This is a genomic window from Zhongshania sp., assembly GCF_029212375.1.
Taxonomy (GTDB): Bacteria; Pseudomonadota; Gammaproteobacteria; order Pseudomonadales; family Spongiibacteraceae; genus Spongiibacter.
Genome location: NZ_JARGNU010000003.1, coordinates 15,363 through 37,416, shown reverse-complemented (window position 1 = coordinate 37,416; position 22,054 = coordinate 15,363). Strand labels below are relative to the sequence as shown.

Here is a 22,054-nt window from a genome sequence, read left to right as displayed (position 1 = left end):
CTTTGTTAGCGAGATTTACGCCCCCGACCACCTTCTGGGGCCGCCATTGGAGCAGGCAACTCGGCCATTTTGTACACGTCGGCAATATCCATATCATTCAACTCTGTCCACTGGCCAACCTTGACCTTAGACGGAATAAATACTGACCCATAGCGCACCCGCTTCAGGCGGTTAACTTGCAAACCTTGCGATTCCCAAAGACGTCGCACTTCGCGGTTGCGACCTTCCATAATGACCACGTAATACCAGTGATTAAAGCCCTCGCCGCCGCCGTCGACGATATCGGCAAAACGCGCCAGACCATCTTCCAACTGCACGCCATCGCGCAATTGCTGCATCATCACCGGCGTAGCACTGCCCATCACTCGACACAAATACTCGCGCTCTATGGTGGTGGACGGGTGCATCAATTTATTGGCCAGGTCGCCGTCGGTGGTAAAGAGCAACAAGCCGGTGGTGTTAAAATCGAGCCGTCCAACCGATATCCAGCGTTCGCCCTGCAGACGAGGCAGGCGATCAAACACCGAGCGCCGTCCCTCTGGATCTTTGCGGCTGCAAATTTCGCCTTCCGGCTTGTTATAGAGCAAGATGCGCGGTTTTATTGCCGCGGTGTCAATGCGCAGCGGTTTACCGTCAAATTGAATTTTGACGCCAGCTCCCACTCGATCACCTAAGCCTGCCACGCGGCCGTCCACAGTGACTCTGCCTTCGCTGATGACTTTCTCCATTTCCCTGCGCGAACCTAAACCGGCTCTAGCCAGTACTTTTTGTAGTTTTTCATCAGTGGGTATCATTAAGAATGGGTCTCAGGTGGAAAATCGTGGGCAAGGCTATTTTGGTCTACATCGTCAAGATCGACTTCAGCGAGCAAATCGCCAGAAGTGTCATCAGTAGAATCTTCGTCGATGTCGGCTGAAGTCTCTGCATCAGTTTCAGCCAAATCGGTGTTATCGCTATTCACAGCGGGCGCAAACTCGCCGGTATCTAAATCTAATTCACCATTAAGGGTGTCTAGATCGGCAATATCGGCGAGGCTAGGCAGCTCGTCTAAATTGCGTAAATTAAAATAATCTAAAAATTTGCGTGTGGTGGCATACATTGCCGGTCGGCCGGGCACATCTTTGTGGCCCACCACCCGCACCCACTCGCGTTCGAGCATGGTTTTAATAATCTGTGAACTCACGGCAACACCGCGTATATCTTCAATATCGCCGCGGGTAATGGGCTGCCGATAGGCAATTAGCGCCAAGGTCTCGAGCATTGCCCGAGAGTAGCGCTGTGGCCGCTCTTCCCACAAACGGCCCACCCAAGGTGCAAGGTCTTCGCAAACCTGCATTCGGTAGCCGCTGGCCACCACTTTCAGTTCAAAGCCACGGCCCTCGCAGTCGGCGGTAATCACCTGCAGGGCTTCCTGAATAGCGCCATTGGCTGGTCGCTCCTCAGGGTCGAATAATTCACTGAGCTGCTGCACTGAAAGCGGCCGACCGACCGCCATCAGTGCAGCCTCAAGAATTCTTTTTAATTGCTGTTGTTCAAGCATTAGATCACTTTCGCTTTAACGTGAATGGGGCCAAAAGCCTCTGACTGTACAATTTCAACCAGAGACTCCTTGATCAGCTCCATAATAGCCAGAAACGTTACCACTACCCCCAAACGCCCTTCTTCAGCTTTAAACAGACTGACAAAAGGCACAAAACTATCGGAACGCAACGCGGCGAGCACCTCGGACATACGCTCGCGGGTAGATAATTTTTCGCGCTGTACTTGATGGCTTTCAAATAAGTCTGCGCGCCGCAATACGTCACCCAACACCATCATCAACTCTTTAAGATCGACATCAGGCTCGGCACGGCGCTTTTCCGCCTCAGGTGGTTCAATTTGCGCCACGTAGTTATCGCGGCCAACGCGCGGCAATTGATCGATATTTTCGGCGGCTTGTTTAAAGCGCTCATACTCTTGCAGACGGCGAATTAACTGGGCGCGGGGATCCTCTTCATCGTCGAGGGCCTCGGCTGAGCGCGGCAATAACATGCGCGACTTAATCTCGGCCAGCATCGCGGCCATCAGCAGATATTCCGACGCCAATTCAAACTGCATGGCGCTCATCATATTAACGTACTGCATATACTGTTCAGTAATTTGCGCAACGTTAATCTCGAGAATATCCAGATTCTGGCGTTTTATGAGGTATAGCAATAGATCGAGCGGGCCTTCGAAAGCCTCAAGAAAAACCTCAAGCGCCTCGGGGGGGATATACAAATCTTTAGGAATTTCAGTAAGGGCTTTACCCTGAACCACGGCAAAGGGCATTTCACCCTGCTGGGGCTGCTGCCGAATGGCCTTTAAGCTGACAATTTCAAGTGGCGCAGTGGGCAGTTCAATAACGGGTTCCAAACGACCGGCGCGGGCTTCTATTGCTGGGCCATCTGCCTGCCCAACTTGAGCCACACTGTCCGGCTGCTGTTCTGTCTGCTCGTCTTGCACTATTACTGAGATCTCACGATATCATCCACCAAGGGCCGGATTATACGTGGATCTCGCCGCCGGTCACAGCGAATCCTCAAATTGACTGACGTCTCCGAGGCCTCTGCGTATTATTACCGGAACTTCGTCGATTAAATCGATGACCGACGTCGCCTCCATACCGCAATAACCGCCATCAATCACTAAATCAACCAAATTACCGATGGTATCGCGAATATCGTAGGGATCGGTCATTGGCAGATCTTCACCTGGCAGAATAAGGCTAACGCTCATCAACGGCTCGCCGAGTTCTGCCAGTAAATCCAAGCAAATCTGATTGGCGGGCACCCGCAGCCCGACGCTTTTGCGCTTGGGTTGCAGCAAGCGCTTAGGCACTTCTGGTGTTGCCCTCAAAATAAAGGTGTAGGGCCCGGGAATAAGCCCCTTTAAAAGCCGAAAGGCGGTGTTATCAACCTTGGCGTAAGTGCCTAATTCCGAGAGATCACTGCACATCAATGTAAAATTGTGTTTGTCGTCAAGGCGGCGAATCGCGCGCACCCGCTCAAGTGCATTTTTGTCGCCCAAATGACAACCCAAGGCGTAGGCCGAATCCGTTGGGTAGGCCACAACACCACCACCACGAATAATATCTGCCGCTTGCTTTATGAGGCGGGCCTGCGGGTTTTCTGGGTGTATCTGAAAAAATTGGCTCACTGAAGCCTCCCTAAATTATCATCACTGCGCTACAGGTGTAAGCCAACGTTCCCAAACTGGCTTACAGGGCGCCACAATCTTTGCGTCGCACCCCAACTCAGACCAGCTACTGGGATTATGAAAATCGCTCCCCGCCGAGGCCTCTAGCTCAAACTGTTGGCACAACTGCCGTAAATAACCCAAATCCTGCGGCGACGGCCGGCCATTGCAAACCTCCAGCCCTTCGCCGCCGGCCTCCTTAAATTCCGTCAGCATACGGCGCAACTTGGCGTTGGTCATTTTGTAATGGAGTGGGTGCGCGATTACTGCAACACCGCCCGCTGCGCGAATCCAGCTCACCACCTCGCTTAATGCCGGCCACATGGCCTTGATATCGCCCGCCTTGCCGGCGCCAAGGTATTTATCAAAGGCGGTTGCCATTGAGTCTACATGGCCCGCAGACACCAAAAAACGGGCAAAATCTGGCCGCCCAATGGCGCGTCCCGCAGCCAATTCAGAGGCCGCCGCATAACTGCCAACAAAACCCAATTTATCCAAGCGCTCGGCAATAATGAGTGCGCGGGCATCGCGGGCACTGCGCTGAGCCTCTAACTCCCCAACCAAAGCAGGTTGATTAATATCCACACCCAAGCCCAGCACATGCACATTCACGCCAGACCACGTACAAGACAGTTCAATGCCAGCCAGCAACTGCATTTCATCGCCAGCGTCAGCCTGCAGCGCGGCAAAACCGGCAACGGTATCGTGATCGGTAATCGCCAATAACTGCACCCCGCGCTCGCGGGCGCGCTGAACCAGCTCTTGTGGCGACAAGCCACCATCTGAAGCCGTGGTATGGGTATGTAAATCAACGATCAAACCGAATCCCCTTGGAGGCTAGTGATGAAATTTGAAAATAGGTATAGTGGACGGATAATCACCGCCGCGTCACACAACGCCAACGGCACTCCTTTAACATCAGGCAGTTATAGTAAACTGCACACCAGACGATTACGTCAAATAGGAAGCAATATGCCGGAGCAGGCACGCAAGAAACAACAACACGGTGTTGTTGTTAATTTATTGTTCAACATCATAATACCGACCCTGATATTAACCAAACTCAGTAGCGAGCTGTATCTCGGCCCCCGCTATAGTATCGTGATTGCCCTCGCCTTCCCACTGGCCTTTGGTGTTTACGACTTTATCAAAACTCGTCGTGCCAATATTTTTGCAGTTCTGGGCTTTATCAGCGTGCTACTAACCGGCGGTATTAGCCTATTAGAATTAGACGCTGAATACATCGCCATTAAAGAGGCTAGCATACCCGCGATTATTGGTATCGCCACCCTATTTTCACTGTATACCCCCTACCCGCTGATCAAAACCTTTCTGTTCAACGACGAAGTCATTTACACCGACAAAATAAGTACCGCGCTTCATGAGCATGGCAACACTACTCTGTTTGACATGGCGCTTCGCAATGCTACGTATTTAGTCGCATTTTCCTTTTTCCTCTCTGCGACCCTTAACTATATTCTCGCTAAAGTCCTGCTTGTCAGCCCACCCGGCACTGCAGAATACAGCGCCGAATTAGGTAAAATGACGGGGCTGAGTTTCCCAGTCATAGCCCTACCCTGCACCCTAGTGATGCTCGGCGCACTGTTTTACTTAGTAAAGCAAATTGAAAAATTAACCGGTCTCAGTTTTGACGATATTTTCAGAATACATTAGGAATCAATATGTTATACGCAGTCATTAGCGAAGACGTCACGGACAGTCTCAGTAAGCGGGCAAGTGCTCGAACAGCTCATATCGCTCGTTTACAAGAACTAAAAAACCAAGGCCGCTTGATACTTGCTGGCCCGCACCCCGCAATCGACAGTGAAGACCCTGGCGAGGCAGGCTTTACTGGCAGTTTAATCGTCGCGGAATTCCCATCGTTAGAAGCCGCCCAACAATGGGCAGACACCGACCCTTACATTGAAGCTGGCGTATACGCCAAAGTGACGGTTAAACCGTATAAAAAAGTACTGCCATAACAAAGTGGAAATTGAACTACTCTGGCAACTGCTTTATCCTTCATTGTTAAATATTTACCGCAGTTTATTAACGTGGAAAATCTAGTGAAAAAATCAATTTTATTCGGCGTATCCGCAGTCTTATTCAGCCTGGCAAGTGCGTCTATTGCAGAAACCCGTTATATCAGCGACAAAATTTACGTGCCGCTACGCGTTGGCGACGGCTCAAAATACCGCATCATTCATCGCGGCCTACCCAGCGGTGAGAAACTCGACCTCCTCAGCACGAATGAAGACAGCGGTTACTCTCAAGTTCGTACCGACAAAGGCGTAGAGGGATGGCTACCCAGCCATTACTTGGTGACCTCACCCTCCGCCCGCAGTCAGCTAGATAGCAATAAAAAGCTTATTGACGAGCTAAGTACCACCAATAAAGATTTGCGTGCCAAGCTAGAAAACACCACCCAGAACAGCCAAGAAACTAGCAGTGTCGCTGAAGACCTTAAAAACGAAAATTCCGCGCTTGGGGAAGAACTCGAAGAAATCAAACGCATCTCTGCCAACAGCATTAAATTAGACGAAGATAACCGCCGATTGCTTGAGTCCAATCAAATGCTAAGCAGCGAAGTTGACGTATTAAAAACTGATAACGCCCGACTGCGTGAAAACAAAGAAAATGAATTCTTCTTAAACGGAGCATTCGCTGTTCTCATTGGCGTAATGCTGTCACTGATTGTTCCGCGCATGATGCCTAAACGTCGTTCTGACTGGAGCTGAACATGCGAATTTTTCCAGCACTCATACTCACCCTTTGCAGCCTATGCTCGACACTCGCCGTCAGCGAGGAGACATCAGGGAATCCAATTGTGGTGCTGGAAACATCCAAGGGCAACATCACGATCGAGTTATTACCTGACAAAGCCCCCATTACCGTGGAAAACTTTCTAGGGTATGTTAAAAGTGGGTTTTACAACGGCACCATCTTTCACCGTGTTATCCGCCGTTTTGCTGTTCAGGGCGGCGGTTTTACTCCCGATTTGGTCGAAAAGCCCAATGGAGAGAGTATTATTAACGAGTCAAAAACCAGTAAACTGAGAAATGATCGCTGGACGGTTGCCATGGCACGCACCGACGACCCAAATAGCGCCCGCTCACAGTTCTATATAAATATGCGCATGAATCTTGATTTAGACTCGCGCATGGGTCGTGACGGCTACGCAGTATTCGGCAATGTGATAGAAGGCCAGAATATTGTTCGCGACATTGCCATAAGCAGCACCCACTCCGCTGGCGGCATGGAAGACGTGCCAGTTGAACCCATTCTGATTATCAGCACTACACTCAAGTAAGCGAAAATATTGCGCCTAGGCGCGAGGGGTCATTTTGACTGCGCTAAGTATCAACCTGAATAAAATTGCCTTAATCCGCAATTCACGAGATACCGAATACCCAAGCGTCGCACTCCATGCAGCGCGTTGCATTGCTGCCGGCGCGCACGGGATTACCGTGCACCCAAGACCCGACCAGCGCCATATTCGCGCTGACGACTGCTATGAATTAGCAGGCATGATAGGCGTAGAGTTTAATATCGAGGGCAACCCTTTCGCCCCCGCCACCAAAAGTGATAGACGCGGCGTTAGCGACTACCCTGGGTTTATGGACATTGTCCGACTAACTAAACCAGCGCAGTGCACATTAGTACCCGACACCGACAGCCAACTTACATCAGACCACGGTTTCGATCTGCGTAAAGACGGCGACAGCTTAGCGCCGATCATAGCGGAACTAAAAACCTTAGGAATTAGGGTTAGTCTTTTCATGGACCCAGACCCAAGCCAAATTCGTTTAGCAAAAGACGTGGGCGCAGACCGCATAGAACTGTATACCGGACCTTACGCAGAAAGCTTTGGCTCCCAACAACAAGACGCCATCTTAAATCAATTTATTGCTGCCAGTGAGACTGCAGCGGAACAGGGCTTAGGCTTAAATGCCGGCCACGATTTAAACCTGCATAATTTATTTTTATTTAAAAATAGCGTCCACAATTTACTCGAAGTCTCTATAGGCCACGCATTTACTGTTGATGCCATTGAAATAGGCTTAGACAATTGTATTAAATCCTATCTTAGCTGCCTACGTTAATATCCCAGCAGATAAACACGCGTCAACTCACTCACCTCACAACAGTATTTTTTAAGCATAAAAAAACGGCGGGGCTTCCACTGTAACAAGTGAAAACACCCCGCCGTTCATAGCCGGAAATTAGAATACTTTTTTGAGTACTACGTAAAAATCAGCCTCAAGCTTTTCCAGTTCTTCCGACGATGCAAAGCCATCATCCATCACTGATCGAGCGGCAACCGCGTCAATCGTCACGCCCCAGCCCAGTTTTGCACCGATACGACCACCAACATCGGCAATACTGCGATCATCGCCAGCGGCACCAGATGCATTTTCAAAATTCGCAGAACCGTATTCGGCAAATACTGCGGCGCTTAGATCAAGCCCACCCACTGTAAATTTATGGGTAAAATCTGCCACGGTAAAAAAGCCCGAATCGCCTGACAACACACCCGGCAAATACGCACTGATCGCACCCATACCACCTAGCACCCACTGCTGCTGCTGCGGTAGTTGTTCGTCCGCAATTTGCGCAGAAAAATTCAAATTGAATTCTGATGCATCGGTGACAGGAAGTTTTGCAGAAAGCTTAGGTAGTATCGTGACAAATTTCGACGTACGTGTGCTCGGCCCAACCTCAGGCGAGTCCTCCGTTGCCGTACCAAGTGTACCGCTGTCTCCCGTCACGCCTGCTTTAAACGACAATTGCGCAGACCAGCGAAAGGTTTTTCCGCTAACTAGTACAGCCGAGAAATACTTGGCACCAAATTCAAGGGTACCGTACTTCTCATCTTGCAAACTTCCTAAGGCGCCAGCGTCTATCTGCGAATCGATGTACTCAACCCGCTCAAAAAGATTAAAACGATGGGTCAGATCAGCAGATAAAACCTGCTCCCCCGTCAGTGCCACCACATCAATATCCGCATCTAAAGAAAGGTTTTGTGTAGTCGCTGACGCCGATCCACAACCGAGAAGCCCACCCAAGGCACCAAGTAAGTCACAAAGCGGCGTGCCACCTGATGACGAACCAGGAATAGAAACCATACCAAAGTCTTGGGAATACTCGGCATGGCTCGCGGTAATACCATATAAACCAGCGCTAAATGCACGGTCTGCCGCAAACTGAAAGCGATGATAATCTTCGCCCTCTCGAGACTCCCCTAAATCAGTAAATGCAGTCTCATAAGCCAACGTAGCACGGGTGCCATTTTCAAAATTATGGCTAATACCTACATCGCCAAAATAGCGGCCAACGTAGCGACTACCTTGGTTGCCGATCTGAAAGAACACATCAGTCGCGTCGAAATCTTCTACCGGAGCCGCCTCAAAAACCAGCGCTATGTCCTCTGGATTCTGGGTATCCGCACGATAAGACGCGGAGTAATCTAAACCACTACGCTGACTTTTGACATTCGCCATAACCCTTGCGCGTTCAAATTCAGCCCGCGTTAAGTCCTCATCACCAAGAAGACCTGCAAAAAACTCTTCTATACCATCACCTTGAATATCAGCAACTTTGCCCTGCAAAGCATGAACATAAACAACATTGCTATCAGGCGCATACTGTATGGTCACGAGTAAATGACCTTTGCGCAACACAAGTGAGTTCATAAGAAAAATAGCTTGCGATGGCGTTTTAGCCGCGTTAAAAATAGCGTCTAACTCGTCATTACTTAAATAGTGCGTACCTGATACTCGCAATTCGTAACCATTGACCAAACCGGTATATGAGGCTGATGCTCCCGCCACAGACTCTATGTATTGAACCGTAGCTAACTGTGGCTGTACCGCCGGTGGAAAATCGATTGCCATAAAAATAAATCCCTTGGTAAAGACTCAATATGCACCATTTTAAACATATTGAATTAAGCGAAGATTGACGGGCTAGCTGATGAGCCCGTCGTCGAAATTAATAGTCAGATTCATTCTGCTCTTTAACAGACAGAAACTTCTCGCCATCAAGAATATTCAACTCAACGCGACGGTTCTCAGCACGCCCTACAGGGTTATCACTGCCATCGTCATTTTCATTGCTAGCCACAGGAACTGACTCGCCATAGCCACGATAAGCTAAGCGCTTTTCATCGATGCCGGCAGCGATTAGGTAGTTATAAACCGTGGCTGCACGAGCGTAGGAAAGTCGAATATTGTATTCATCGCTGCCCTTCGCATCGGTGTGTCCATCTACTGCCACCAAAGCTTCTGGCTGCGCTTCCAGCACTTTTACGGCATGCTCAAGAATGGGTAAGGATTCCGGTGTTAAATCAGCGCGATCAAACTCAAAATTAACGCCTCTAAGTACCAAGGGCGCATCGTCGGTCAAATGACAGCCCGTTAAAAATACCGGCGCACCCGCCGGCGTATCTAGACACTCATCTTGATCATCGCAAACACCATCAGCATCCAAGTCTTCACACACATCCAGCAAGGCCAGTTGCACGCGATCTGAGCAGCCTACACCGCCCGTTACCGCACAATTACTTGCATCGTCACCACCAATACCAGCACTCGGCTCATTTAATACTGCAACTGTGATTAAACCGCCATTTCCCGACCCTGGACCATTCAAAACGCCGGCGCCAATTAAGCCACCATTTGCTGAGTTAGCGCCGTTAATTGCACCAACCGCAATAGTGTCGGAATTACCTGAGTTAGCGCCGTTTAATACAGCAATCGCAGCGAAATCTGAATTACCAGAGTTATCACCATTCAATGCGGCCACACCAAAATTATCACCATTGCCGGCAGTATCTCCCGACAACACAGCCACCCCAAGATTGTCGCTATTACCAGAATTGCTCCCGGAAAGCAGTGATATACCGGCAAAATCACCGTTACCGCTGTCATCACCACTCAACAAAGAAATACCAATCTGCTCACCATTCCCAGAATTATCTCCCGACAAAATAGACAAACCGATCAGACCGCCATTACCCGATGATCCCGGTGTTAGCAATGAAATACCCAATAAACCGCCTTCTTTCGCGTTACCTGAATTCGGCTCCCCAAACAGAGCTAAACCTAAAAGACTGTCATCTAAGCTAGGTAAAGTTAATATCTGCGCCAAGCCAAGTCCGTCTGTATTAAGCCTATCAGTGAGCCCGCCAAGAACACCCACCACAGGTGATATAATCACCCCCTCTGGCCCAACTAACCCACGCAATTGGGTCACTATCCCACTTTCATAATTCAAACCCAGCGCGGCTATTAGTTGTGACAAACCCAGCGCATCCAACGGAAGCGCTGTACCAGAGCCGGTTTTATTACCAAAACCAAGTAGCTCTCCAGAAAGAAGTGTCACACCGAGATCATTCTCGGGATTTAACGCATCAACACCGAGAAAATCGTTATCACCCGTACCTGTTGGGTCTAATACAGAAGCTCCAATAGTCCCAACCGTCGTACCTACGCCGGTTAAAAGCCGAGTAACACCCAAAGTATCAAGAAGGTTCGTAACAGCACCCGCCGAAGCCCCTATTGAAAATAACAATACCATCGTTACCGTAAAGACGGACAACAGCCTGCGAAAACTCCTCATTTGAACGTTCCTCTACTCAAAACCAGTCGCCAGCCAAACAGCCGTCGACGAAAACACCGAAATCCCGACAAATACCTCTTTCCACAAAAAGCAGCACGGGAACGACACACAAAACCGAAAATTAAGTACCTTGTGAAAACGTCAAGCACCCTACAAGGAAAAACATATTTCGCGGGCACGCCCCGCCTCAAATAAAAATTTGGCAAGAATCCCGCAAAGTTAGTCGCGCTTGGCACGCATAGGGCATATATGCATTCTCCATGTACATAGCAAAAATAAATTACTAAGGAACGTCATTGTTCAAGCTGTACTTAAAACACAAAAACAATACCCCTCGTTAATTCATTAGAGGGGGCGCTTTATGCAGGCAATCTTAATCAAAGCCATCGCTCTTAAATAGCAATGCAATGCGTAGAAACCGAGATTAATACAATTTTGTGATGGGAATCACACAGCAAAAACTCAACACTGAGGACTACGACACACGAAGTAAATTTTGCCAGCTTGACGCCAGATAAATTAAGAGTGTATTGCAATATCATCGAGCGCCAAGTAAAAACTAAAGCGAAGAAAATAGAGAGAAATAAAGCTTAAAAGGAAACACTATAAGTAGAGAAATTACAGGAAGAAAAGGCACTAACGGTATGTTTTTTTAAAATAATGGGGTGGCCGACGGGGCTCGAACCCGCGACAACAGGAATCACAATCCTGGACTCTACCAACTGAGCTACGGCCACCATTGGGGTACTACTAAGAGGGTACTGCAAACCTGTAAATGGTGCGCCCGACAGGATTCGAACCTGTGACCGACGGCTTAGAAGGCCGTTGCTCTATCCAGCTGAGCTACGGGCGCAAAATCGCCTTAACTGAGATACGAAAAATGGTCGGGGTAGAGAGATTCGAACTCCCGACATCCTGCTCCCAAAGCAGGCGCGCTACCAGACTGCGCTATACCCCGTTTTTCGTTTCCCGTATGCCTCGCTACAGGAGGTGGGCATAATACGCAGCAGCCCCTCCTTCGTCAACGCTTTTAGGAAAATTATTTCATTTCATTTGTTGGCCTGCCGTTTCGGCCCATGCGACAATAACATCTTAATTTGAATCACCTTTTTGCGAGACTATTTCGAATGGCAGCTCTGATCTTAGATGGCAAAACACTGGCGGCAAGCTGGGAAGAACAACTGGCAGCACGAGTCACTGCCCTCAAGAATAGCTCCGCCGGCAGAACCCCAATACTTGCGACCATTCTAGTGGGCGACGACCCCGCCTCTGCTACCTATGTAAAAATGAAAGGCAATGCCTGCCGCCGCGTCGGTATGGACTCGTTAGCTATTGAGATGCCAAGTTCAACCACCACCGAGCAACTATTAACTAAAATTGCCGAATTAAATGCCAACCCTGACATTCACGGCATTCTACTGCAACACCCAGTGCCAGAGCAGATTGACGAGCGCGCATGCTTTGATGCAATCGCTCTGCATAAAGATGTGGATGGCGTTACCTGCTTGGGCTTTGGCCGCATGGCCATGGGCGAAGACGCCTACGGCTGCGCTACTCCCAAAGGCATTATGCGCATACTGGAACACTACAAGATCGACATCGAAGGCAAACACGCCGTCGTTGTGGGCCGCAGCGCCATTTTGGGCAAGCCCATGGCGATGATGCTGCTCGAGGCCAACGCCACGGTCACTATCTGCCACTCCCGCACCCAGAACCTGCCAGCACTGATTAAGCAAGCCGACATCTTAGTTGGCGCGGTTGGCAAACCCGAGTTCATTAAAGCCGAGTGGATTAAAGATGGCGCAGTTGTTGTTGACGCCGGCTACCACCCAGGTGGCGTTGGCGACATTGAACTAGCACCACTACTCAACAGAGTCAGCGCCTACACACCGGTGCCAGGTGGCGTTGGCCCAATGACAATCAACACACTTATATTTCAAAGTGTCGACTCCGGCGAAAAAGCCCTAGCCTAATCCGGACAAGCCTTATGGGACGCATTAAACCCCCCAAGAAAATTGGTCCGGCCCAAAAAATTGCGCGTGCCCTACTAAGTGGCGTGCTGCAACTTTTTTTCTGGGTAATGAACACCCTGCGCTTTAAAAATCAGCTGGAAATTGAGCGGCCCTGCGTAATGGCGGTATACCACGATGAGTTAATGCCGCTCATCCACTATTTTCGCAATGAAGACGTCACCGCAATCGCCTCGCAAAATCACTTTGGCTACTCGATTGCCAAGGTTATGGAGCGCTATGGTTACGAAGTGGCACTCGGCTCCCGTAGCCGTGGCGGCATGGATGCTTTTTTTCAGTTGCTAAAAGCCGCGCGCAAGGGCAAAACCATTGCCTTCGCGGTAGATGGTTCACGGGGCCCTCGCCACGAAATGAAGCAGGGCGCAGTGATATTAGCCCGCAAAGCTAAGCTGCCCCTCTACCTTATTCGCGCCAGCTACAGTGGCTGGCGAATAGAGAAGTCTTGGGATAAATCAAAATTCCCCAAGCCCTTCGCCGAAGTCAGCTTCAATTACGAGCGCTTCCCAATGGAAGACTACGCTGACGAGAGCGACATTGAGGTAATCCTTGCCGCAGCGCAAAAACGGCTTTCTGCTCTGCAAACAGACGACTACGGTAGCCACTGAATGCAACTAAGCCGCAAGCATCGCGCCCTGCTCTTTATAAGCTACGCCATTGTTATCACAGTGCTATCCCTACTCCCCGCCAATACCGCACCAAGCTTTGGCATCTGGGACAAGGTTCAGCACTTCAGCGCCTATCTGCTATTTATGGTACTGGCCTTCCCGCTTGCACACTGGCATCGCTGGCGACTGCTCACCGCCGTCGGCATTATTGCTTATAGCGTAATGATGGAGTACGCCCAGCGCTTATCGCCTGGACGCCAAACCTCATGGGAAGATGTTTTTGCCAATAGCCTCGGCGTTGCCGCAGGCTATTTACTGGCATGGGGGCTGTTCTATAGCATTAAGTGTTTTAGAAAAAACGATAGCCAGCGCTAAATATTACTCTCGGCGCCAAGTTGTTCCCTCGCGACTGTCCTCTAAAATAACGCCCTGCGCCTTAAGAGAGTCCCTAATTTCATCCGCACGTGCAAATTGCTTATCTTGCTTGGCTTGCACCCGCGCCGCAATCAACGACTCTATCTCCGCCGCCGCCAACTGATCGCTACTGCCAGCCTGTAAATACGCATCTGCGTCTAATTGCAAAATCCCTAACACCGAGGCCAAAGATTTTAGCTGCCCACCTAGGACTACGGCGCGAGCTTTATCGCCACTGTCTTTTGCGCTATTTAGTTCGCGCACCATATCATAGAGCACCGCCAGCGCGACCGGCGCATTAAAATCATCTTGCATCGCCGCATCAAAGCGCTGCGCGTAGTCGTTGTCGAGCACTACCGCCGAATATTCACAGATTGCGACATCTGGCAAACCTTTCAGGGCGTGATAAAAACGATCGAGATTCTGCTTCGCTATCTGCAAATTATCTTCAGAGTAATTAATCGCGCTACGATAATGACTAGAGATCAAGAAATAGCGTACTACTTCGGTGTGATAGCGATCTAAAATCTCACGGATCGTGAAAAAATTGCCCAGTGATTTAGACATTTTCTCATTGTCGACCCGCACCGCGCCGGCATGCATCCACGCCCGCGCATACTGAACGCCCGTTGCCGCTTCCGACTGGGCGATTTCGTTTTCGTGATGAGGAAAAACTAAATCTGGGCCACCGCCGTGAATATCAAAGGTATTGCCCAAGCAGCACGTCGACATTGCCGAGCACTCTATATGCCAACCTGGGCGCCCTTTGCCCCACGGTGAAGACCAGCTCACACTGTCGTCATCTACCGCTTTCCACAGTGCAAAATCGCGCGGATCATCCTTCGCTTCATCCACCGCAATACGCGCACCAGAAAGCAGCTCATCGGGCTTTTTGCCCGACAATTTACCGTAATCGGCAAACGCAGTTACCCGATAATAAACATCGCCATTACTCGCCTGATAGGCGTGACCGCTAGCAATTAGGCGCGTAATCATGGCAATAATATCGCCGATATGCGCGGTTGCACGGGGCTCTTGGTCTGGCGGCAGAATATCTAAGCGCGCCGCGTCCTCATGCATTGCCTCAATAAAGCGCGCAGTAAGCGCCTCGTATGGCTCGCCATTCTCCGTCGCCCGGCGCAAAATTTTATCGTCTATATCAGTGATATTGCGCACGTAAGTTACATCGTAGCCCTTGGCACGCAAAAACCGCGTAATCACATCAAAGGCCACCAACACCCGCGCATGACCCAAGTGGCAGTAGTCGTATACCGTCATCCCGCAGACATACATTTTAATTTTACCGTCTTCAAGCGGGATTAACTCCTGCTTGCTGCGGCTGAGAGTGTTGTAGATTTGTATAGTCATAGATTATCGCTTAATGCTGGACGGGAGACGGGGGTATTAGCCCCACGACCCGTGACGTAAATTTAGTTTCGCAGATGCCCGTAATTTTGCAGGCTAGACCAAACGTCTGACGTCTGACGTCGGACGTCTGACGAATCACTCGCCCTCCTTCCCCCAGGTATCCCGCAGTGCGATCGCGCGATTAAACACCGGCTTGTCGCTACTATGCTCGCGGCGATCGGCAACAAAATAGCCGGTACGCTCAAACTGGAATCGAGCCTCAGGAGCTGCATCGGCAAGGCCCGGTTCGATCCAGCAATTTTCAAGCACGGTCAATGAACTGGGGTTAACGTGATTAAGGAACTCTTCGCCGCCACGGTCCGGCGCTTCATGAGTAAATAATCGGTCGTATAAACGCACAATGGCTTGCTTGCCGTGACTGGCCGAAACCCAGTGAATAACGCCTTTTGGTTTTACGCCATCGGCGGGATCTTCACCCAAGGTAGCTTCGTCGTAGCTGCAGTGCACTTCGGTGATATTACCATCGGCGTCTTTAACAACCGACTCCGCGAGCAGTACATAAGCGCTGCGCAAGCGCACTTTTTTACCTAAGACTAAGCGCTTGAATTTTTTATTTGCCTCTTCGCGGAAATCGTCGCGCTCAATATACACCTCGCGACTAAAGGGCAAGGTGCGCTCGCCAAGATCATCACGATTAGGGTGACCGGCAGCGCTAAGCTGCTCAACCTTCTCTTCGGGGTAATTGGTAATGACCAATTTCAGCGGATCCATTACACACATGGCCCGCGGTGCGTTTTTGTCGAGATCGTCGCGAATCGCGTGCTCCAGCATGGCCATATCGACCACCCCTTCACTGCGCGCCACGCCAACCATATCGCAGAAATTGCGCAGCGCGGCGGCGGTATAACCACGACGACGCATACCGGCAATTGTCGGCATCCGCGGATCGTCCCAGCCATCAACAACGTTCTCGTCTACCAGCATTTTTAGTTTGCGCTTGCTGGTCACAGTGTAATTGATGTTTAAACGCGCAAATTCGTACTGCTTAGGCTGCGCAGGCACCGGCAGTTTCGCAAGAAACCACTCGTATAAAGGACGGTGATCTTCAAACTCCAAGGTGCAAATGGAGTGAGTGATGCCTTCTAGGGCGTCGGACTGGCCGTGAGTAAAATCATAATTTGGATAAATGCACCATTTGTCGCCAGTCTGATGATGGCTAACCTTGCGGATGCGGTAAATAATCGGGTCACGCAAATTAATATTCGGCGCCGCCATGTCTATTTTGGCTCGCAATACGCGGCTGCCTTCGTCAAATTCGCCGTCGCGCATGGCGGTAAACAAAGCCAAATTTTCTTCTGGGCTGCGCTCACGGAAAGGACTATTACGCCCCGCCTCAGTTAAGGTGCCGCGGTATTCGCGAGCCTCATCAGCACTTAAATCGCAGACGTAAGCGTCGCCATTGCTAATTAAATGCAGAGCGTATTCAAACAAAGTGTCGAAATAATCTGAGGCGTAGCGAATCGGGCCAGACCACTCATAGCCCAACCAGCGGATATCTTCCTGTATCGCGTCAATATAAGCCTGCTCTTCTTTGGCGGGATTGGTGTCGTCAAAGCGCAAGTGGCAGCGACCGCCAAATTGCTCTGCCAAGCCAAAATTAAGGCAGATTGATTTGGCGTGACCAATATGCAAAAAACCGTTGGGCTCTGGAGGGAATCGCGTTACCAGCTCGCCGCTTAAGCGTCCGCTGGCAATATCTTCTTTAATAATACTGCGGAGAAAATTATTGCCGGATACTGCATTGTCAGTCATTGAATAATTCCGTTAATCGTCATTAGCCTGCTTGGCGGGCCACGGGCTAGGCGCGAGTGGACTCAATATCCAATTCGCTAGGCTGGTTTCGCCGCGAGGCCAAAAGCCGTATTATAGCGGCTTTAATTTCCGGTTATAAGCGAGATCAGCGCAAATGATTATCTTCAAAACGAATTTCGGCGACATCAGCATTGAATTGGACTTCGAAAACGCGCCCAAGACGTCTGAGAATTTCAAACAATACGTTGTTGACGGTTTCTATGACGGCACCATTTTTCACCGCGTTATCGATGGTTTTATGCTGCAAGGCGGCGGTTTCGAGGCCGGCATGAAGCAAAAGACCACCCGCGCCGTGATTGAAAATGAAGCAGACAACGGCCTAAAGAACGATGTTGGCACCTTGTCTATGGCCCGCACCTCAGACCCACACTCAGCTAGCTCGCAGTTCTTTATTAACGTCAAGAACAACGACTTCCTTAACCACAGCAGCAAAACCATGCAGGGCTGGGGCTACGCCGTGTTCGCTAAAGTCACCGACGGCATGGACGTGGTTAACAAAATCAAAGGCGTAAAAACCGGGAGTGCAGCAGGACACCAAGACGTACCAATGGAAGACGTCATCATTGAAAAAGCAGTTTGGGTAGACTAATTCCCCAATGACAACGCTCTTTATCTCAGATTTACATCTAGATGAAACTCGCCCGGATATCAGCCGGGCGTTTTTTGAATTCCTGCGCGACGACGCCAGCAAAGCTCAGGCCTTGTATATTCTCGGTGACTTTTTCGAAAGCTGGATAGGAGACGATGATCGCTCCACGCTCATCGATGAGGTCAGCCTTGCGCTCAAAGCCCTCACCGACAGTGGTGTTGCGCTCTATATAATGCACGGCAATCGCGACTTTCTAATAGGCCAGCAGTTCTGCGCTGCCGTTGGCGGCCAATTATTAAGCGACCCAAGTGTTATTCAAATAAATGGTGAAGCGACCCTGCTCATGCACGGCGACAGCCTATGTAGCGACGATCAAGAATACATGCAGTTTCGGAAAATGCTGCGCTCGCCCCAATGGCAGCAAGACGCACTTGCCAAACCCTTGGAAGAGCGCCGCGCTATAGCCAAGCACCTGCGCATGATGAGCAGCGAAGCGAATAGCAACAAAGCCGAAGACATCATGGACGTAAACCTTGATGACGTGAGCCGCGCAATGCAGAGCCACCAGTGTCAGCGTTTGATTCATGGCCACACCCATCGTCCCCAACGTCACCCGATGACGATTGACGGCCAGCCAGCCGAGCGCATTGTACTTGGCGACTGGGATCGCGCGGTATGGGTGCTTCGCGCCAATAACGACGGCCTCAAACTAGAACAACACCCCTTCCCCAACACCTCGGCATAAGCCAATAAAAACAGCCTAGAGCAAACGACTCTGGGCTGTTTTGCACCATTTTGAACAACACCGCCGCAACACAGTCTTTTTACCCAGCACTCAATTGGCGCACTCCGCCAGCGCAATTTGCGCTTTGAAAAGCGCTAAGCCACTGATTAAAAACAATATAATACTAATGGCATAGCTATTGCTAGTTCTAAGCAGAACGTTCTGATCCAAAACTACCTAAGCTTAAGCGGCGGTATTACGAAACGGTCTGCTGGCGATCTTGATCTCATCCCAGCACCCGGCACTCACTCGGAGACAGATAAATGCCTTGGTATCATAGCTTTATTAAACACACCGTCGGTGCCCTTGCACTCACGAGCACCTGTTTTGCAATGGCTGCAGATCTTGAAAAGGAAGAATTAAAATTCGGCTTTATCAAACTGACCGATATGGCGCCCTTAGCAATCGCCTATGAGAAAGGCTATTTCGAGGATGAAGGACTTTACGTTAGCCTAGAGGCACAAGCCAACTGGAAAGTGCTACTTGATCGGGTCATTGACGGCGAGCTCGACGGCGCCCACATGCTGGCCGGACAACCGCTTGGCGCCACCATTGGTTTTGGTACCCAAGCTCACATCATCACCGCTTTTAGCATGGACCTTAATGGCAACGGCATTACCGTTTCTAATAGTGTGTGGGAAGACATGAAACCCCACATCCCCAAACAAGCCGACGGCAAGCCGGTTCACCCAATTAAGGCCGACGCCTTGAAACCGGTAATCGCCAAATACAAGGCCGAGGGTAAGCCCTTTAAAATGGGCATGGTGTTCCCTGTTTCAACACACAATTATGAGTTGCGCTATTGGTTAGCGGCCGGCGGCATTCACCCGGGTTACTACGCACCGCTTAAAGGCGACACCAGCGGCCAAATTGACGCTGACGCACTTTTATCGGTTACACCACCACCGCAAATGCCGGCAACGATGGAAGCAGGTACTATTTATGGCTACTGCGTAGGTGAACCATGGAATCAGCAAGCCGTTTTCAAAGGCATTGGGGTTCCTGTTATTACCGATTATGAAATTTGGAAAAACAACCCAGAGAAGGTCTTTGGCGTAAGCAATGAATGGGCAGAGAAATACCCCAACACTCACATTGCCGTCGTTAAAGCCATGATCCGCGCGGCTAAATGGCTGGACGACAACAACAATGCCAACCGCCCAGAAGCCGTTAAAATCTTAGCTAAATCCAGCTATGTTGGCGCCGACTACGACGTTATCGCTAACTCGATGACCGGCACCTTTGAATACGAAAAAGGCGATAAGCGCGAGGTTCCCGACTTTAACGTTTTCTTCCGCCACAACGCGACCTACCCCTACTACTCCGATGCTATCTGGTACCTCACCCAAATGCGCCGCTGGGGCCAAATTGCCGAGCACAAGCCTGACAGCTGGTATATGGAAATCGCTAAGAAGGTTTACCGCCCCGACATTTACCGCAAAGCAGCCGAGCAATTAATTGCCGAAGGTAAAGTCAGCGCCAGCGAATTCCCTAACTTCGCCACCGAAACCGGCTTTAAACCACCACAGACGGAGTTTATTGACAACATCACCTACGATGGCAACAAACCCAACGAGTACCTCGGCAAGTTCAGTATCGGCCTGAAACCAAAAGACACTCTGAAGTAGTCGTACCGCCCCGCTGACCTACAGCGGGGCAAAAGGAGCACTTATGTTTAAACAAAACACCCTGCATTACTTGAGTGTTGCCGGTTTCGCATGGCTAGTCCCACTCATTAAACTTGCCAGCTGGGAGAGCCCCCGCGAGCAATTACAAGAAATTGTCCGCCTTATTGGTCTGCCGTTGATCGCCATCTTGGTATTTCTCGCCATTTGGTCAACTGCCGCATCGCGCATTGACACTAGCCTTGGCACTTTCCCCGGCCCTACCGCCGTGGTAACAGCAGCACAGGGCTTATATCAGGAGCATTTGGCAGAGCGTGAAAAGGCAGTTGCATTTTATGAGCGCCAAACCAAGCGCAATGACGCAAAGCTCGCAAAAAACCCCGACGCAGAAGTTAAGATTCGAGACTACACCGGTAAGCCGACGTATTTCGACCAAATCTTTACCAGCCTCATTACTGTTTTTACCGGCTTTCTAGTCGCCTCACTTATCGCGGTGCCCATTGGAATAATGTGCGGCCTAAGCCCACTACTAAACACCGCCATTACGCCAATTATTCAGATTCTTAAACCAGTATCACCTTTGGCATGGCTGCCGCTCGTGACCATGGTGGTTAGTGCGGTATACGTAAGTGACGACCCAGCTTTATCCAAATCATTTATAAACTCAGCCATCACCGTCACCCTGTGCTGCATGTGGCCGACGTTAATCAATACTGCCGTCGGTGTTGCCAATATCGACAAAGACCTAATTAATGTTGGTCGTGTTATCCAGCTTGGCTGGTTCACACGGGTCCACAAAATAGCCATACCGGCAGCGCTACCTATGATCTTCACAGGCCTGCGCATCTCCCTAGGCATTGGCTGGATGGTCTTAATTGCCGCAGAAATGCTGGCCCAAAACCCAGGCCTTGGAAAATTCGTTTGGGATGAGTTTCAAAATGGCAGCTCCGAGTCCCTCGCTCGCATTATGGTTGCAGTGATTACCATCGGCTTTGTTGGATTCATTCTGGACTCATTTATGCATACTCTTCACAAAGTCATTGCCCACGACGAAGCCTGAAACCAAGGATGCCGACATGTCTACTTATCTTGATATTTCACAAATTAGCATTGAATTTCCCACCAAAACCGGCCCATTTAAAGCCTTGGACAAGGTCGACTTAAAAATTGATCGCGGTGAATTTATCTCACTAATCGGCCATTCGGGCTGTGGTAAATCAACCGTACTCAATATCGTTGCTGGACTTTATGAAGCGACTGAAGGTGCGGTAATACTCGAATCCAAAGAGGTTAACGCCCCCGGCCCAGACCGCGCGGTAGTATTTCAACACCACTCTTTATTCCCTTGGCTCACGGTGTACCAAAACGTAGAGCTCGCTGTTAAACAGGTTTTTAAGGGCAAAAAATCCAAGGCTGAAATGCACCAGTGGGTGGAGCACAACCTCGCCTTGGTACACATGTCCCACGCCAGTCACAAGTTACCCGCCGAGATTTCCGGCGGTATGAAACAGCGGGTTGGCATTGCCAGAGCCTTGGCGATGGAACCTAAAGTACTGCTAATGGACGAGCCTTTTGGCGCTCTCGACGCCCTTACCCGCGCCCACCTGCAAGACGCGTTAATGGAAATCCAAGCCGAACTAAACAATACCGTCATTCTCATTACCCACGATGTGGACGAGGCAGTATTACTTTCCGATCGAATTGTTATGATGACCAATGGTCCTGCGGCCAGAGTGGGCGAAATTCTCAATATTGATTTGCCCAGACCAAGGGATCGACTAGCCTTGGCTGACAACTCAGATTACAACCACTACCGCGCGGCAGTGCTAACGTTCTTGCACCAAAAGCAAGCGAAGTCAGATACCCCGCCCTCACAAGCCAAACCCGCTATAGCGCCTGTGGCGGACGTTAAAAAAGCCGTTGGAGCCTGA

Annotated in this window: 22 protein-coding genes and 3 tRNA genes; 13 read left to right on the top strand and 12 right to left on the bottom strand. The window is 50.1% G+C overall.

Features of this window, described 5'->3' with window-relative positions; all coding sequences use genetic code 11:
* Nucleotides 1–5 precede the first annotated feature (5 nt).
* From rluB to P1U47_RS04215, 5 genes are all read right to left on the bottom strand, one after another.
* Nucleotides 6–794: a 23S rRNA pseudouridine(2605) synthase RluB gene (rluB, locus tag P1U47_RS04235; RefSeq protein WP_301027340.1), complete on the bottom strand. Its 789-nt coding sequence runs from the start codon at nt 792–794 to the stop codon at nt 6–8.
* Entirely contained in the window at nt 794–1,540 is a 747-nt protein-coding gene (gene scpB, locus P1U47_RS04230) for an SMC-Scp complex subunit ScpB (protein WP_301027339.1), read from the bottom strand. Before scpB ends, rluB begins: the two co-directional genes overlap by 1 nt.
* Nucleotides 1,540–2,382, bottom strand: a complete 843-nt coding sequence (locus P1U47_RS04225; protein ID WP_301027613.1) for a ScpA family protein — start codon at nt 2,380–2,382, stop codon at nt 1,540–1,542. The genes scpB and P1U47_RS04225 overlap by 1 nt, the downstream gene beginning before the upstream one ends.
* Nucleotides 2,383–2,547: 165 nt before the next feature.
* Nucleotides 2,548–3,177 (bottom strand): L-threonylcarbamoyladenylate synthase, encoded by a 630-nt coding sequence (locus P1U47_RS04220; protein ID WP_301027338.1) that lies wholly within the window; start codon nt 3,175–3,177, stop codon nt 2,548–2,550.
* Nucleotides 3,178–3,198: 21 nt separating this feature from the next.
* Nucleotides 3,199–4,035 (bottom strand): PHP domain-containing protein, encoded by an 837-nt coding sequence (locus P1U47_RS04215; RefSeq protein WP_301027337.1) that lies wholly within the window; start codon nt 4,033–4,035, stop codon nt 3,199–3,201.
* 153 nt (nt 4,036–4,188) lie between these two features.
* On the opposite strand from P1U47_RS04215, the gene P1U47_RS04210 reads away from it, so the two are divergent.
* The 5 genes from P1U47_RS04210 to P1U47_RS04190 all read left to right on the top strand — a co-directional run bounded on the left by P1U47_RS04210 (nt 4,189) and on the right by P1U47_RS04190 (nt 7,319).
* Nucleotides 4,189–4,890, top strand: coding sequence for a VC0807 family protein (locus P1U47_RS04210; protein WP_301027336.1), 702 nt, complete (start codon nt 4,189–4,191; stop codon nt 4,888–4,890).
* 8 nt (nt 4,891–4,898) lie between these two features.
* Nucleotides 4,899–5,198, top strand: coding sequence for a YciI family protein (locus tag P1U47_RS04205; RefSeq protein WP_301027335.1), 300 nt, complete (start codon nt 4,899–4,901; stop codon nt 5,196–5,198).
* Between the two features lie 84 nt (nt 5,199–5,282).
* Complete coding sequence (locus P1U47_RS04200) at nt 5,283–5,954, top strand: TIGR04211 family SH3 domain-containing protein (RefSeq protein WP_301027334.1); 672 nt, start codon at nt 5,283–5,285, stop codon at nt 5,952–5,954.
* A 2-nt stretch (nt 5,955–5,956) separates the two neighbouring features.
* Nucleotides 5,957–6,526, top strand: coding sequence for a peptidylprolyl isomerase (locus P1U47_RS04195; RefSeq protein WP_301027333.1), 570 nt, complete (start codon nt 5,957–5,959; stop codon nt 6,524–6,526).
* 34 nt (nt 6,527–6,560) lie between these two features.
* Nucleotides 6,561–7,319 (top strand): pyridoxine 5'-phosphate synthase, encoded by a 759-nt coding sequence (locus P1U47_RS04190; protein ID WP_301027331.1) that lies wholly within the window; start codon nt 6,561–6,563, stop codon nt 7,317–7,319.
* Between the two features lie 120 nt (nt 7,320–7,439).
* On the opposite strand, the gene P1U47_RS04185 is transcribed toward P1U47_RS04190, so the two are convergent.
* From P1U47_RS04185 to P1U47_RS04165, 5 genes are all read right to left on the bottom strand, one after another.
* Complete coding sequence (locus P1U47_RS04185) at nt 7,440–9,110, bottom strand: ShlB/FhaC/HecB family hemolysin secretion/activation protein (protein WP_301027329.1); 1,671 nt, start codon at nt 9,108–9,110, stop codon at nt 7,440–7,442.
* Between the two features lie 97 nt (nt 9,111–9,207).
* On the bottom strand, nt 9,208–10,836 hold the full coding sequence (locus P1U47_RS04180) for an OmpA family protein (protein ID WP_301027328.1): 1,629 nt from the start codon (nt 10,834–10,836) through the stop codon (nt 9,208–9,210).
* A gap of 661 nt (nt 10,837–11,497) precedes the next feature.
* Nucleotides 11,498–11,573: transfer RNA gene (locus P1U47_RS04175), tRNA-His, on the bottom strand.
* Between the two features lie 39 nt (nt 11,574–11,612).
* Nucleotides 11,613–11,689: transfer RNA gene (locus tag P1U47_RS04170), tRNA-Arg, on the bottom strand.
* Between the two features lie 28 nt (nt 11,690–11,717).
* A tRNA-Pro gene (locus tag P1U47_RS04165) sits at nt 11,718–11,794 on the bottom strand.
* Between the two features lie 169 nt (nt 11,795–11,963).
* Here P1U47_RS04165 and folD point away from each other — a divergent pair.
* From folD to P1U47_RS04150, 3 genes are read left to right on the top strand one after another with little or no spacing between them, the layout of a single operon-like run.
* A complete protein-coding gene (gene folD, locus P1U47_RS04160) occupies nt 11,964–12,809 on the top strand; it encodes a bifunctional methylenetetrahydrofolate dehydrogenase/methenyltetrahydrofolate cyclohydrolase FolD (protein WP_301027327.1) in 846 nt (281 codons plus the stop codon).
* A gap of 14 nt (nt 12,810–12,823) precedes the next feature.
* The gene (locus tag P1U47_RS04155) at nt 12,824–13,471 is read left to right on the top strand and encodes a DUF374 domain-containing protein (protein ID WP_301027326.1); all 648 of its coding nucleotides are present in this window, start codon (nt 12,824–12,826) and stop codon (nt 13,469–13,471) included.
* Complete coding sequence (locus P1U47_RS04150) at nt 13,472–13,846, top strand: VanZ family protein (protein ID WP_301027325.1); 375 nt, start codon at nt 13,472–13,474, stop codon at nt 13,844–13,846. It begins immediately after the preceding gene.
* 3 nt (nt 13,847–13,849) lie between these two features.
* On the opposite strand, the gene cysS is transcribed toward P1U47_RS04150, so the two are convergent.
* Both cysS and P1U47_RS04140 read right to left on the bottom strand, forming a co-directional pair.
* Nucleotides 13,850–15,253 carry a cysteine--tRNA ligase gene (gene cysS, locus P1U47_RS04145; RefSeq protein WP_301027324.1) on the bottom strand — a complete coding sequence of 468 codons (1,404 nt, stop codon included), beginning with the start codon at nt 15,251–15,253 and terminating at the stop codon, nt 13,850–13,852.
* Nucleotides 15,254–15,388: 135 nt separating this feature from the next.
* Entirely contained in the window at nt 15,389–17,065 is a 1,677-nt protein-coding gene (locus P1U47_RS04140) for a glutamine--tRNA ligase/YqeY domain fusion protein (RefSeq protein ID WP_301027323.1), read from the bottom strand.
* Between the two features lie 154 nt (nt 17,066–17,219).
* Between P1U47_RS04140 and P1U47_RS04135 the strand changes: the two genes are divergently transcribed.
* From P1U47_RS04135 to P1U47_RS04115, 5 genes are all read left to right on the top strand, one after another.
* On the top strand, nt 17,220–17,714 hold the full coding sequence (locus P1U47_RS04135) for a peptidylprolyl isomerase (RefSeq protein WP_301027321.1): 495 nt from the start codon (nt 17,220–17,222) through the stop codon (nt 17,712–17,714).
* A gap of 7 nt (nt 17,715–17,721) precedes the next feature.
* Nucleotides 17,722–18,459, top strand: a complete 738-nt coding sequence (locus tag P1U47_RS04130; RefSeq protein WP_301027320.1) for a UDP-2,3-diacylglucosamine diphosphatase — start codon at nt 17,722–17,724, stop codon at nt 18,457–18,459.
* 302 nt (nt 18,460–18,761) lie between these two features.
* On the top strand, nt 18,762–20,126 hold the full coding sequence (locus P1U47_RS04125; RefSeq protein ID WP_301027319.1) for a CmpA/NrtA family ABC transporter substrate-binding protein: 1,365 nt from the start codon (nt 18,762–18,764) through the stop codon (nt 20,124–20,126).
* 43 nt (nt 20,127–20,169) lie between these two features.
* Nucleotides 20,170–21,183, top strand: a complete 1,014-nt coding sequence (locus tag P1U47_RS04120) for an ABC transporter permease (RefSeq protein WP_301027318.1) — start codon at nt 20,170–20,172, stop codon at nt 21,181–21,183.
* 16 nt (nt 21,184–21,199) lie between these two features.
* Nucleotides 21,200–22,054, top strand: a complete 855-nt coding sequence (locus P1U47_RS04115; RefSeq protein WP_301027317.1) for an ABC transporter ATP-binding protein — start codon at nt 21,200–21,202, stop codon at nt 22,052–22,054.